Raw genomic sequence first — 12,772 nt, forward strand, 5'->3', positions numbered from 1 at the left:
GCAGCCCACGGCGTCGTGATGGAGAACTGGCGTGAGTTTAATCAGGTGGTGTTGGATTTCTTAGCCAAGGTGGTGAAGATGGAAGGCTGATTTTACTTGTGCGCCTTATAAATGGTAATCCTCACCTCAATTGGACATCGACTGTCATTTAGTTGTAGGTGAACAAAAGTCAAGCCTTATGCGACTTTCGCCAAGATCAGCCTCAAGAATTGCCATTTGTAGTGTTGTATATTTATTCAAGGAACCGACTCATTTCTTTCAATAATAAGCTCAATCTAAAACTCGCAGTAAACATTAGGCAATATCGACGATCTGATTCTTCCTGCTATTAGTTTTAAATTTAAGATTAGGAGTTTTTCCTTAGTGAATGGTCTTCTTGTCCTATGTCGTGACAAAAGTACAACATGATAAACAAATAATAGGCATAAAATTAGAGATTTCCATATACAGAAGAGTTGCTAAGATCAAAAGAGATACCACCGACTTAACGAAATCTCTTCACGATCCGCGGGGGACTTTTAATCCTCGTACCTTACACCACACCCATTTATACCAATATTAACCAGGCAGACTTACATGACTTCGCGGTTGACGCTGTCGCATTTTATAATTTCCAAAAATTGGTATCAATACTGAAACAAGAAGTCATCTCCATCCGCTAATCAGTTAGATTCACTGATTGGGACTGATGTAAATCGGAACAGTTTTTTAAATGATGAGGATAGTAACAAGGAGAAATTTTTATGCTTGAAAAAATCGTTGCCATTATTTAATCAGAAAGGTAGCGTGGGTAAGACAACAACCTCGATCACTCTGGCATGCGGTATCGCCATGGACGATACCCGGGAGAAAATTATCACAATCGCCCCAATTTTCCCCAAAAATAAAGGGTCACAAACCCCACCTAAAGCTTGTAACCCTTTGATTTCACTCTGGTGCCGGAGCCCGGGGTCGAACCGGGATGCCCTTGCGGGCGGGGGATTTTGAGTCCCCTGCGTCTACCAATTTCACCACTCCGGCACAGATTGTGTGATTATATAAGGGCTCACCAAATGTCAAGAAAAATGTATTGACAAGCCGTGAAACCGTATGCTAAGTCATTTTTCCCATTGAGGATATGCACAAAGTGGGGCTGTAGCTCAGCTGGGAGAGCGCTTGAATGGCATTCAAGAGGTCACGAGTTCGATCCTCGTCAGCTCCACCATATAATTATTTCAGGGTTAGCTTGAATTTTGGTTAACCCTTTTTTTACTCTAAGAGACATTGGAAAATACTTAATATCTTTGCTTCAGGAGGTTTTAATGTATGTCTGAAATGAAAACCGGGACGTGGATGTCGTGGGTAGCCCTTGCAACTGCGATCATGGCGGTTCTTGCAGCGATCACAACGCTGTACCTGGGAAAATACTCATCCCGTGCTATTTTGAATCAGGGACAGGAAACGAGTCAATGGGCTTTTTATCAGGCAAAGAGTATCAAGACTTATATTTATGAAATACAGAAGCAAAAAATGGAAGTGGAGACGGTGGCATTGGCGAATAAGCCGAAAGCGGCTAGGGATAAATACTCTCAACTTATCAATGATTATGACAAGCAGATTAAGCGATACGATGTGGAGAAGGTAGAGATTAAGGCGACCGCTGATGCGCTGGCGAAATCGAAAGAAGACGCCCAGGCCCGGACGGGAAATTTCGGGTATGCCCTTATTTTCCTGCAGATAGCTATAATGCTGTCTTCCGTTTCCGCCTTGACGAAAAAGAAACCTCTGTTCTATCTTGGACTTGCGACAGTTAGCGGGTGGGTGTTCTTCTTCCCGGATGCAATATTTTTGTTTTATTAAACAATGAGGATTTACCAATGAAAGAACTTGATCCGGAATCTCTGGCGGAATTCAATAGACAAGCTGGCAAGCCTGTCTCTCTCAAATCCCCAAAAAGGCCTCTTTCACCTTAGCGTTTTCCAGAAGCTCGCATCCGGGCCCTTCCAGAACAATCCGGCCGTTTTCCAGGACGTAAGCACGATTGCACATACCCAGCGTCTGTCTTACGTTCTGTTCCACTAAAAGAACCGTCACCCCTGCCTCATTGATTCGCTTTACTATGTTGAAAATGTCCTGTACCAGGAGTGGGGCGAGGCCCAGTGACGGCTCATCGAGCATCATCAGCTTGGGTAAAGACATAAGTCCCCTTCCCACGGCTGCCATCTGTTGTTCACCTCCGGAAAGCGTTCCCGCGGTCTGCTTTTTTCTTTCTTTGAGTCTCGGGAACAGGGAGTAAACATACTCCATGGTTTCAAGGCGTTTGCGCTTTGCCTCACCGTAAAGCGACCCCATGATCAGGTTTTCCTCTACCGTCATTTCGTGAAACAGACGTCTCGCTTCAGGAACATGGACGATGCCCTGCTCGATAATCCTGTTTGCCGGGATGTGATCGATTCGTGTGCCATTGAATTCAATCGTCCCTTTTTTCGGGGTGAGCAGGGCCGATATGGTTCTCAATGTCGTGGATTTTCCTGCTCCATTGGAACCGACGAGGACTACTATCTCCTTTTCCTTGACCTCAAAGGAGACATCCCAGATCACCTGGAGGTCTCCGTAAAATACGTCTATACCTTTAACACTGAGCATATGCCTCCCCCAGATAGGCCTCAATAACCGCCGGATTATTAGCCACCTCATGCGGTGTACCTTCAGCAATGGTCTGGCCGAAATTAATCGCGTGGATGCGGTCCGATATGGTCATGATGACTTTCATAATGTGCTCGACAATCAGGATGGTAATGCCGCTGTCTCTCATTTTTTTAATCAGCTCTATTGCCACGTCCAACTCTGAGGGAGTCAGACCGGCTGCCGTTTCATCCAAAAGGATGAGTTCCGGTTTCGTTGCCAATGCACGGGCAATCTCCAGTCGTTTCCTCCCGCCTATGGGAAGACTTTTCGCCAGCTTGTCCTTCTGATCTGCAAGACTGCAAAATTCCAGTGTCTGTAACGCCGTATTCCGTGCCTCTTTTATACTGTTCACGCGGCAAAAGGCAGACGCTGTGACGTTGTCCAGAACCGTCATCCGGGAAAGGGGTTTCACAACCTGAAAGGTTCTGCCGACACCCATATGACAGATTGTGTGTGTTTTTAATCTCTTTATACTTGTTCCTTTGAAGAAGATATCACCGGAAGTCAGAGTGTAGTATTGATTAATGCAATTGAAAATAGTCGTTTTTCCCGAGCCGTTTGGACCGATAAGTCCCATGATTTCCCCTTCGTTAACGTGGAAGGTTACATTATTGACCGCCTTAAGACCGCCAAACGTTTTCGTGAGATTTTTTAATTCCAGGAGTGCCATGTGCTATTCTCCCCTTTTTTCCTGTCAGCTTGTCGCCTTGATTCTGAAAATATTCCGTTTTATTTTTGACCAGTCGCCCACAATACCGTTCGGTAAAAAGAGTATCACAAAGATGACCAGAAGGCCGAACACCAGCGCATGGGCCTCACTTGTCCATGCCGGAGCAAGGCCGAAAAAGGCGCTCCTGAATGTCTCCTGGAGGCCTACCATGATGAATGCCCCGACGGCGGGCCCCATGGCGGTGGCAACTCCGCCAACGATCCCGACCAGGATGGCCATGATTGAGATATAATGGAGGGAGAAGACGACATGAGGATCGATGAAGGCCATGTAGTTCATGTAGAACGCCCCTGCTGTCCCCGTAAAAAAGGAGCTTATCATCAGGGATACATTTTTATAGAGTGTTGTGTTTATTCCGAGAGACGCTGCTGCATCCTGATCCTCCCTGATGGATACGAAGTAGTACCCCCATTTCGATTTCATCACCAGGTATATGACGAAGATACACAAAGTTGATAATGCAAGGGCAATGTAGTAATAGGGGATCTTGCTGGTATATGTCTGAATGATGAGGATCCCGACCATCCCATCGGTCAGGTCTTCCCAGTTTGTGGCGATGAGCCGGAAGATTTCACCTCCCGCAAGCGTAGCCAGGGCGAAGTATGGACCTCTCAATCTGAAACAAACCCAGCCCACGAAAAGGCCGATGAGCATTGCGGAAACGCCGCCGAACAGCATGCCCCACCACGCGGACATTTCCAGTTTTGTAACGAGGATTCCGGCGGTATAAGCGCCGATACCGAAAAACATGGCGTGCCCGAAGGATACCTGACCGGTGTACCCCGCCAGCAGGTTCCATGCGGACCCGACGACAACCCACATAAGGGCGATAATGACCAGATGACGGTAGTAATCAGACTCGACAAAGACCGGAAAGGCTATGGCGAGGAGTGCCAGAGAGACGAGTACCAGATTCTTTTTCCCCATAGTCACCTCTATACTTTCGTCCAGCGTTTTAACCCGCCGGGTAAAAAAACAAGTACGAGAACGAATATGATAAGACCGACCATTTCTTTGTAACCCATGCCGATATACGTCGCGCCTAAAGATTCTGCAATACCCAGGACGATCCCGCCGACTATCGCGCCCACCGTGCTTCCCAGGCCGCCCAGTATGGTGATTACGAATGCCTTCAGGGTGAAGGGGCCGCCGACATCAGGGAAGAGATAGAAGATTGGAATCAACAGGCTTCCTGCCGCAGCCACCAGCGCCGAACCCAGCCCGAATGTGATGATTGTGATCCTGCCGCTGTTCACTCCCATCAATGTAGCCGCATCCTTATCCTGGGCTGTCGCCCGAATGGCACGGCCCAAGTCTGTTTTCAATAAGAACCAGAATAGAATTACGGTAAAAATAACAGCAATAATAAAGGCAAAACACATGGGTTGATTGAAGGAAATGTCACCGATAAAGAAAGCCTTGGAACTATAAGACGTTTCAACGGTCTTGTAGTCGGATGTAAAGATGAACCGGGCTATTTCCGTCAGAACCATGCCTATACCGACAGTCATCAGAACCTGGTTTTCCGGGAGGATGGATTCCACCTTGATCAGGGGGTTCAGAAATATTTTCTGCAAGATTACTCCCAGGAGGAAGAGCGCCGGCATGGAAACCAGAAGAGACACGTACGGATCCATTTCGAATGCCTGGAAGAGGACAAAGGTAATGTACATGGCGACCATCATCAACTGGCCGTGGGCCAGGTTGATGATTCCCATAACACCCATGATGAGTGTCATCCCGATTCCAATCAGACTGTAAATTCCACCTATAAGAATTCCCGCGACAATTGTTTGGATTAATACATCCATGTGACGATCCTTTCAAGAAAGTCTTTAGATATATCGGGACCCTGCATCTCTATTCGGGAGAGGTAAACTGCCGCCGGAGCAATCCAGCAGCAGCTTACCCTACTTCAATTATTTAAAATTAATACTTCCAGGTTTTCAGCCAGTTGACAGGATAGACTAATTTTTTCGTGGCAATGTCGGCAGGCCAGACCAGTTCAAGCTTGCCGTTGATCCACTGAACAACGTAGGTAGGCAGTTTGTTCTGATTTTTAAACTTCCCGTAGGATATGAATTTAACGGGACCAAAGACGGTCATTGCATAGGTTTCCGACAAAGCCTGTTTAATATCGGCAGGCTTAAATGATCGCGCTCGGATCAGGGTGTCAGCGATAATTTGCGCGGCCGCATAGGCTTCTGCACCGTGATATTCTGTGTCATCTTTATACCTGGCTTTGTAATTTTTAAAATACGCCATCGCCCCCGGATACTTCAGATTCTGGTACCAGAGGGTGGCCGAGATAACTTTTTCAGAAGCAACCCCCGCATTCTTCCTAAATTCCGGCATGGTGAAGCCTGCCGCCCCTCCGATGAACATCTTCGGTGTTAATTTTAATTCTTTTGCCTGCTTCATGAGTAGAGAGGCGTCCATGATGTAGGATACCATATAGACGACGTCGGGGTTGAGTTGTTTAACCCTGACAAGAACGGGTTTGAAATCAATACCACCGGCCTCATAACCCTGCTTCAAAAGTACCTGATATCCTAATTGTTTGCAGGTTTCTTCGAAGGATTTGGCGCCTGATGTTCCGAACAGAGAATTTTCATGGAGGATGACGACCGTTTTTGGTTTTACAATTTCCGTGAGAAGTGATTCAATCGCCCCCGCATATTCACTTACCGGGGGGTTCAATCGGAAAACGTAATCCCAGCCCGATGTCGTGATTTTATCAGCGGAACCGGTATTGACAAGGAACGGGATACGGTTTTGCTGACAGACACCGGCCACGGCAAAGGTTACGGAACTGCTGTAACCGCCGCCGACCATTACGACTTTATCTTTAGTGATGAGTTTTTCAACGACGGATCGTCCCACATCAGGTCTACCCGTGTCATCTTCCACAATCAGCTCAATTTTTTCCCCTTTAATGCCGCCCTGTTTATTGATTTCATGCACGGCCATCTCAAAGGATCTTTTTTCTATTTCTCCAAATTTTGCTTCGGCGCCAGTGAGCGGGAGAACAATACCTACCTTTACGGCAGCCGCAGGTGATGCTCCAATAGACATGATACCCATTACGCATAAGACGCTGAGAAAAATAAATGCATACCTTTTCATTGTTTCAACCTCCTATTATGTTATGATTGCGTATAAAATCCCGCATCTACTTTTAAAAATGCCGTTTCCCTGTCAAGCAAGAATATACTTTTTCAAGCCTACATCTTCAATTCAGCTTTTCTTTGACCACCTCAGCGATTTGACCGCAGTATTTTCCGTCTCCTCGCGGGTTGGCCCTTCAACCATAACACGGCATATATGCTCTGTTCCGGAATAGGAAACGATGTCCCGGCCTCTTTTTCCCAGAGCTTTCTCCACGGCTTCTATCCTGTTCACGATTTCCGCTCCTCAGCCTCCATATTTGCATGAACAGCACCCGAAACAGGAAGCTCTTATGATTGTGGTTTTCTACAACAATCAGGATGATTTTGCAACAAGGATAAAGGGGCTGAGATTATACGTGCTGATTGGTACCGAAGCGAGTCAAGAGAACGCCTCCCAGCCCGAGGACTATGGCACACATCTTGACTATCCAACCCACGTACGGTATCCATCCGATTAACCATAGGATGATAAGTCCCCATATTGTTTCCCGCATCATGCTTTGATCTTGCCTCTTCAGAACAGTGAATAATCTCCTGCCGACGAGCTGTGACACCGCAATGAAACCGATGAGAACTGCGCAGAGAACAATGGTCATTTCTAAGGGAATCAAAACGATACCGACAACTGAAACAGCCAGCAGTACTGCCAACGGAACAATCAATACCAGTCCTGCAAGGCCCCATACAGTAACCTTGAAAGGCTTTTCCTTGATGGAAGACGAAATAAGCCGTATAGGTTTCGGAATCAGGAAAACAGTAAGGATAGTCAGGAGCAGGACACCGAGAAAAATAGATATGGAGATAATGGCAAAAATCCAGGACCATCCCTCCCATTCCTCACTCAAGGCGTTTGCTATGGCTGCGGACATATCTTCGGCATTGATCTCGGTGAGATTACCGTGAACTTCCGCGCCGCGCCCTTTTACAATGATCCCTCCAATGCAGAAGACGCTCCCGCCGACCACGGCTTTCCCTGTCAGAACAACAGCCCCGCCAATTGCCACAATATGGTTATCAACAACACCATCAACCGTAACCTGCCCACCGATCGCCAGGACATTACGAACCTTCGTGCCTTCTTCGATAGTCACATCGCTGCCGATTTTCACGATGTTTGAACTATCTGCTCTGACCGTTGAGACTGAAAAGAAAAACAAACCCAGAATCAGAAGCAATACCGTCTTTTTATTCATACCCCTTTTCCTTCCAAGGAATGAGAACGTTGAATCTCCAATATGTTGTACTTTTCCCTATGGTTCCTCTGTCATGATCGGCTGCGCATGCGAAAATATTCAAACACAATGGGAAGCACAGAAATTATGATGATCGCGAAAATGACGAGTGTGAAGTTTCTTTTAACAACGGGAAGATTGCCGAAATAATAACCTGCAACAATAAAAAGTGTAACCCATGCAACGCTACCAAGAACATTGTAACAGGTAAAACGCGAGTAGGTCATCCTCCCGATCCCGGCCACAAAAGGTGCAAATGTACGAATAATAGGGAGGAAGCGTGCGATGACTATCGCTTTCCCCCCGTGTTTTTCATAAAATTCGTGGGTTCGATCAAGATATTGTTTGTTTAAAAAACGGACATTTTCCTTGTGAAAGACTTTCGGACCTACAAACCTTCCTATCGCGTAATTCACAGTATTTCCTGCTACAGCGGCAATTGAGAGAAGAATCAGCAGCCATTCGACCTGGAGCAATCCAAGGGCCGCAAAAGTGCCAAGTCCGAAGAGGAGGGAGTCCCCGGGCAGAAAGGGGGTAACAACAAGACCGGTTTCACAAAATATAACGAGAAAAAAGATGAAATAGGTCCACCCACCGAAGTATTGAATAATTGTGGCAAGATGCCGGTCAAGGTGAATAATAAAATCGGCTAGATAGATAATCAGTTCCATTGATAGTTCTTTAAAAGGACTTTCTTTACTTGAAGTATGTAAAAAATTCTTGCCAGAGTAGTATAAGAAAGGAGCCTTTGTGTCAATACCAAAGAAGAAACTTAAAGACAGTAGTCAGGAGACAGAATGGGAATTAATGAAATGTATCGGTTTGATTCTGACTTACATGTTCTGAATTCTGTATTCTGGATTCCCTATACAACACAGTTTGCTGTGGCGTAGGCCATTAATCACTTTTTTGATTGCTATTTTGTATTTTGTTCGTGTAAGGAAGATTTCATGGAGATAACTGGATATGCATGAACTGGCGGTAACAGAAAGCATCCTTAATATCGTCCTGAAGCACGCCCAGACAAACGGAGCTGAAAAGGTTCTCACCATCGGTCTTACGATAGGAGAACTCAGCGAACTTGTCGGTGATTGTATCCAGCACTATTTTGACTATCTGAGCAAAGATACTATTGCTGAAGGGGCAAAACTCGACATTGAAAGATCGCCAATCATCTTTCAGTGCAATGATTGCAAAAACACTTTTCCCGTTTCACTAAGGGATACAAAGGATTTCGCATGTCCTGCATGCGGTAGCATAAAGTTCGCGCTCATTTCCGGCAGGGAGTTTTATATTAAAGATATAACGATCTCGTAAATAAGAGGAGATATAATGGCAGACATACGCTTGATAGAAATTAAGGAAGAAATCCTGTCTGATAATAAGGATCTCGCGGATGAGATCAGGGATACACTCCGCATGAATACGGTTTTCATGCTGAACCTTATGGCATCGCCGGGCGGGGGCAAGACAAGTCTTATTGTAAACACTATCCGAAACATGAAAGGTGCACACAGGATCGGGGTGATCGAGGGGGATATAGACTCCGTGGTCGATGCGGAGAAGGTCGTCAAAGAGGGTGTCCCGGCAGTTCAGCTAAAGACGGGAGGGTTCTGCCATCTGGATGCCTCCATGATCAAAATGGCGCTGGATGAAATGGACCTGAAGAATCTCGATCTCGTCATTATCGAAAATATCGGGAATCTCGTCTGCCCGGCGGAATTTGACACGGGCTCTCATAAGAAAGCGATGATCCTGAGTGTTCCGGAAGGTGACGACAAGCCTCTCAAATATCCCCTTATGTTCAGCATATGTGATGTTCTGGTAGTTAATAAAATAGATTATCTCCGTATTGCTGATTTTGACATGGAAGTCTTGAAAGAAAGGGTCTACCGGCTGAACCCCGAAATCAAAATAATCGAGGTGTCATGCAAAACAGGAGAGGGCATAGAGAAGTGGACCCGCTGGCTTACGGATGAAATTAAAACCTATCTTCATTCCGCCGCACTTTGAAGAAAGGAACCACCAATGGACGTTTACGAAAAGCTACGCGAGATTCTTGATGCCCATCCTTCGGGTGCGCCGAAATCAAAGGCCTTTGACGAAATCATCCGTTTTCTCTTTACACCCGAGGAGGCTGAGATTGCCGTACACATGAGCTTTTCACCCAAACCGGTTGAAGATATTGCATCCGCTGCCGGTATTCCTATGGATGAAGCGGAGTATTTGATCGAATCCATGGCGGATAAGGCAGTTATTTTTTCTCGTGAAAAAAGTGGTAAACAGTTTTACGGCCTGCTCCCGACAGTGCCGGGTTTGTTTGAATTTCCATTGATGCGGGGTAAGGGTACACCACTCCACGAAAGATTGGGAAAGCTCTGGATAAAATATCGCAAAGACGGTCTCGGTGCTTCCTTTGCGGGAGACCCGACTCCCCTGGCGCGGGTTGTGCCCGTTGAACGTGCCATAGATGCCACTGTCCACATCCACCCTTATGAGGAGGTATCGAAGTTAATCGAGAAGGCGGACACTATTGCACTTGCCCGCTGCGCCTGCCGTGCGAGCGTTGGTGCATGTCATTCTCCCAAGGAGGTATGTTTCTTTTTTGATGCACCGGCGCGCTTTCTGGTGGAGCGCCGATACGCCCGTGAAATAAACCGGGAGGAAGCGCTCCGTGTACTGGACAGCGCGGAAGAGGCAGGTCTGGTGCATACCAGCAGCAACAGTGCGGATAGAGCAACCTTTATCTGTAATTGTTGCCCCTGTTGCTGCATAATCCTGACATGCCGCACCAGGCTTAATTTACCCCATGGCTTTGCGACCAGCGGATTCCAACCTCAGGTTGACGGTAACGCCTGTACCGGGTGCGGTATCTGCGCGGATGAGCGGTGCCCCATGCACGCTCTTGAAATAAAAAGCGACACAGCCGTAGTTGATCTCGAAAAATGTATCGGCTGCGGACTCTGCGTGTCTGCGTGTCCGGCGAATGCCATGATTCTTGTAAGGCGAAGCGAGCAGCCCGACACGCCGGCAACACTTCAAGAAATGGGGATGAAAGTGCTCAAGGAAAAGGGCAAACTGGAACGCTTTTTAGAAATTAATAAACGATAACTCTCTTGTTTTTTATATTATATACACAGTTATCGTATAATCCCCTCTCTATTCTCAATTCTTTATAGCACCTACTCATCAATAACTTGCCATGACTGACGGTATCGCAGATTAACGAAGGAAAGGTGCAACGCAATGCTCACCGGCGTGGCTCTGTTATGCCACGTCCGGTGCAGCTACTTGTTCGCTTCAACGATAAATATCTTTGCGATGACCGACCTTTACTATCCAGACGGTAAGTTCTCTGTCCTGAATAGAGTAGACAATTCGATATCGTCCTTGACGAATCCTGTACCTTTCTTGACCGGTCAACTTTTCACAACCCGATGGCCTTGGATTCTCGCTGAGCTTTTTAATCCGTTGAAGAATCTTCTTCAGATTACTTTTGGGTATTGCGATGAGATCCTTCTCGACAGATACACGGAAATAGACTCTATATTCGGCCATCTTTTTTCAGCCTCTTGATCATCTCGTTGTAGCTGATCAGCGGCTCTCTCGCTCTTTCCTCGAAAGCCGCATGGTCCTCGGCGTCCTCAGCAAGGGCTTCTCTGATTGCGTTATTTACGAGCTCCGACACTGACCGAGAGGTCTCGACCGCTTTTAGTCGAAGTGCCTTGTGTAGCTCAGGGTCTAAATATACGGTAGCTCGTTTAGCTGCTGTTGCCATAATGTCACCTCCATGTAGTTATGTATCTATAGCACCAAAACGTCATAACGGCAACATCTTTATGTCTATTCCAAGAAGCGAACGTATTTCTCACCTGACGGTAAGGAGCGCAGCGGAATACCGGTCAGGTGCAGAAAATTGGTATAACAAACTTATTTGTATTTTTTTGCTTTAAACCAGGAATTATCTCCCAAATGAAAATAGAATCGACCTTCGATGTGATCGTTTTTTATTACAGCCCATCCTCGACCTAATGCCTCATCATTTTCATCTTGGCCTTCCCAGGAAAATTCAAGCCGTTCAATTTCGCCCACATTTTCTATCCTATAGTCGATTCGACCTTGTACCAAACCAAATTGAAAAGATCCTAATTCATTTTTTTCGAATAGGAAATGGCCTTCAGTTTCCATATCGATGTACTCTTGATCCCACATCTCCATTTCTGTGATTCGCCACTTACCAATATATGGATTTCTTTTTTTCATTTATCCCAAGTTATAACGCCAATATCAGCCGCCGCTGTAAGCGGTCGGCTGGATAGTCTTGTTATGTCAATTCTTTTATTATGTGCTTTGCAAGGATTTCGTCTATTTCATTGTGTCTGGGAACTGGCTGCTTCTTACCGGTCTTGGGATTCATGTATAGATCATGGCTGCGGCCATGTCTCAAGAGCGTGCATCCAAAAGAAGTGATTTTCTTGATCAGGGCTTTCCTTTTCATACGTTAAGAGTGAGTTCTTTAACCTTATGATTTTCTGGAACATCCGCCATTGTCATAAGTATGTATGCATCTTTCATGTTTTCCTCAAGTTCCTCCAATGTTTCACCTTGAGTCATTATTTCAGGGTGTTCAATAAGTTTACCAACCCAAAACTTCTCACCTTTCCAATAAAGCATCTTTAATTTAGTCTGCATTTTTCACCTCTCGTTTACATATCTTGTTTCTATTTTATATAGCAGAAAAGGATAATATTCTAAAGAAATTCCGTGGGAAATAGGGGGGAAATAGGGGGAAATAGGGGACAGCCACCGATTATCATGCGGATTATCAATTAGTGGCTGTTAGAATGTATAAGAATTGATTCAAACAGGAAGCCGCCAGTGGTATTGATAGCTTGAAGAACAAGCGGTCGGATCGGCATGGCCGTCCGAAATCAAATTACCAAAAGGAGGCTTCCATGAACACCATTTACTAC

The 12,772-nt window shown here is 45.9% G+C and carries 17 protein-coding genes and 2 tRNA genes; 5 read left to right on the forward strand and 14 right to left on the reverse strand.

Annotation, left to right across the window (positions count from 1 at the left end):
* Positions 1 to 933: 933 nt before the first annotated feature.
* Positions 934 to 1,020, reverse strand: a tRNA-Leu gene (locus tag NTW12_11745).
* A 108-nt stretch (positions 1,021 to 1,128) separates the two neighbouring features.
* Between NTW12_11745 and NTW12_11750 the strand changes: the two genes are divergently transcribed.
* Positions 1,129 to 1,204 (forward strand) — tRNA-Ala (locus NTW12_11750).
* Between the two features lie 101 nt (positions 1,205 to 1,305).
* On the forward strand, positions 1,306 to 1,839 hold the full coding sequence (locus NTW12_11755; protein MCX5847007.1) for a DUF4337 domain-containing protein: 534 nt from the start codon (positions 1,306 to 1,308) through the stop codon (positions 1,837 to 1,839).
* Positions 1,840 to 1,920: 81 nt separating this feature from the next.
* On the opposite strand, the gene NTW12_11760 is transcribed toward NTW12_11755, so the two are convergent.
* The 8 genes from NTW12_11760 to NTW12_11795 all read right to left on the reverse strand — a co-directional run bounded on the left by NTW12_11760 (position 1,921) and on the right by NTW12_11795 (position 8,470).
* Positions 1,921 to 2,625, reverse strand: coding sequence for an ABC transporter ATP-binding protein (locus NTW12_11760; GenBank protein ID MCX5847008.1), 705 nt, complete (start codon positions 2,623 to 2,625; stop codon positions 1,921 to 1,923).
* Positions 2,612 to 3,337, reverse strand: a complete 726-nt coding sequence (locus NTW12_11765; GenBank protein ID MCX5847009.1) for an ABC transporter ATP-binding protein — start codon at positions 3,335 to 3,337, stop codon at positions 2,612 to 2,614. Before NTW12_11765 ends, NTW12_11760 begins: the two co-directional genes overlap by 14 nt.
* A 24-nt stretch (positions 3,338 to 3,361) precedes the next feature.
* Positions 3,362 to 4,324: a branched-chain amino acid ABC transporter permease gene (locus tag NTW12_11770; protein ID MCX5847010.1), complete on the reverse strand. Its 963-nt coding sequence runs from the start codon at positions 4,322 to 4,324 to the stop codon at positions 3,362 to 3,364.
* Between the two features lie 8 nt (positions 4,325 to 4,332).
* Positions 4,333 to 5,208: a branched-chain amino acid ABC transporter permease gene (locus tag NTW12_11775; protein MCX5847011.1), complete on the reverse strand. Its 876-nt coding sequence runs from the start codon at positions 5,206 to 5,208 to the stop codon at positions 4,333 to 4,335.
* 118 nt (positions 5,209 to 5,326) lie between these two features.
* Positions 5,327 to 6,523 (reverse strand): ABC transporter substrate-binding protein, encoded by a 1,197-nt coding sequence (locus tag NTW12_11780; protein MCX5847012.1) that lies wholly within the window; start codon positions 6,521 to 6,523, stop codon positions 5,327 to 5,329.
* Positions 6,524 to 6,634: 111 nt separating this feature from the next.
* The gene (locus tag NTW12_11785) at positions 6,635 to 6,799 is read right to left on the reverse strand and encodes a hypothetical protein (protein ID MCX5847013.1); all 165 of its coding nucleotides are present in this window, start codon (positions 6,797 to 6,799) and stop codon (positions 6,635 to 6,637) included.
* Positions 6,800 to 6,917: 118 nt separating this feature from the next.
* Positions 6,918 to 7,760: a hypothetical protein gene (locus NTW12_11790; GenBank protein MCX5847014.1), complete on the reverse strand. Its 843-nt coding sequence runs from the start codon at positions 7,758 to 7,760 to the stop codon at positions 6,918 to 6,920.
* Between the two features lie 71 nt (positions 7,761 to 7,831).
* On the reverse strand, positions 7,832 to 8,470 hold the full coding sequence (locus tag NTW12_11795) for a DedA family protein (GenBank protein MCX5847015.1): 639 nt from the start codon (positions 8,468 to 8,470) through the stop codon (positions 7,832 to 7,834).
* 295 nt (positions 8,471 to 8,765) lie between these two features.
* Between NTW12_11795 and hypA the strand changes: the two genes are divergently transcribed.
* From hypA to NTW12_11810, 3 genes are read left to right on the forward strand one after another with little or no spacing between them, the layout of a single operon-like run.
* The gene (hypA, locus tag NTW12_11800) at positions 8,766 to 9,116 is read left to right on the forward strand and encodes a hydrogenase maturation nickel metallochaperone HypA (protein ID MCX5847016.1); all 351 of its coding nucleotides are present in this window, start codon (positions 8,766 to 8,768) and stop codon (positions 9,114 to 9,116) included.
* 15 nt (positions 9,117 to 9,131) lie between these two features.
* On the forward strand, positions 9,132 to 9,812 hold the full coding sequence (gene hypB / locus NTW12_11805) for a hydrogenase nickel incorporation protein HypB (protein MCX5847017.1): 681 nt from the start codon (positions 9,132 to 9,134) through the stop codon (positions 9,810 to 9,812).
* Between the two features lie 15 nt (positions 9,813 to 9,827).
* Positions 9,828 to 10,910 (forward strand): 4Fe-4S binding protein, encoded by a 1,083-nt coding sequence (locus NTW12_11810; protein ID MCX5847018.1) that lies wholly within the window; start codon positions 9,828 to 9,830, stop codon positions 10,908 to 10,910.
* Positions 10,911 to 11,099: 189 nt separating this feature from the next.
* Here NTW12_11810 and NTW12_11815 read toward each other — a convergent pair whose 3' ends face one another.
* From NTW12_11815 to NTW12_11835, 5 genes are all read right to left on the reverse strand, one after another.
* Positions 11,100 to 11,357, reverse strand: coding sequence for a type II toxin-antitoxin system RelE/ParE family toxin (locus NTW12_11815; GenBank protein MCX5847019.1), 258 nt, complete (start codon positions 11,355 to 11,357; stop codon positions 11,100 to 11,102).
* Entirely contained in the window at positions 11,344 to 11,577 is a 234-nt protein-coding gene (locus tag NTW12_11820) for a CopG family transcriptional regulator (GenBank protein ID MCX5847020.1), read from the reverse strand. Before NTW12_11820 ends, NTW12_11815 begins: the two co-directional genes overlap by 14 nt.
* 152 nt (positions 11,578 to 11,729) lie before the next feature.
* Positions 11,730 to 12,062 (reverse strand): hypothetical protein, encoded by a 333-nt coding sequence (locus NTW12_11825; protein MCX5847021.1) that lies wholly within the window; start codon positions 12,060 to 12,062, stop codon positions 11,730 to 11,732.
* A gap of 61 nt (positions 12,063 to 12,123) precedes the next feature.
* The gene (locus tag NTW12_11830; GenBank protein MCX5847022.1) at positions 12,124 to 12,297 is read right to left on the reverse strand and encodes a type II toxin-antitoxin system HicA family toxin; all 174 of its coding nucleotides are present in this window, start codon (positions 12,295 to 12,297) and stop codon (positions 12,124 to 12,126) included.
* The gene (locus tag NTW12_11835; protein ID MCX5847023.1) at positions 12,294 to 12,491 is read right to left on the reverse strand and encodes a type II toxin-antitoxin system HicB family antitoxin; all 198 of its coding nucleotides are present in this window, start codon (positions 12,489 to 12,491) and stop codon (positions 12,294 to 12,296) included. The genes NTW12_11830 and NTW12_11835 overlap by 4 nt, the downstream gene beginning before the upstream one ends.
* Positions 12,492 to 12,772 lie beyond the last annotated feature (281 nt).

The sequence above is a fragment of the Deltaproteobacteria bacterium genome, assembly GCA_026388545.1.
In the GTDB taxonomy this organism is placed as follows: domain Bacteria; phylum Desulfobacterota; class Syntrophia; order Syntrophales; family UBA2185; genus JAPLJS01.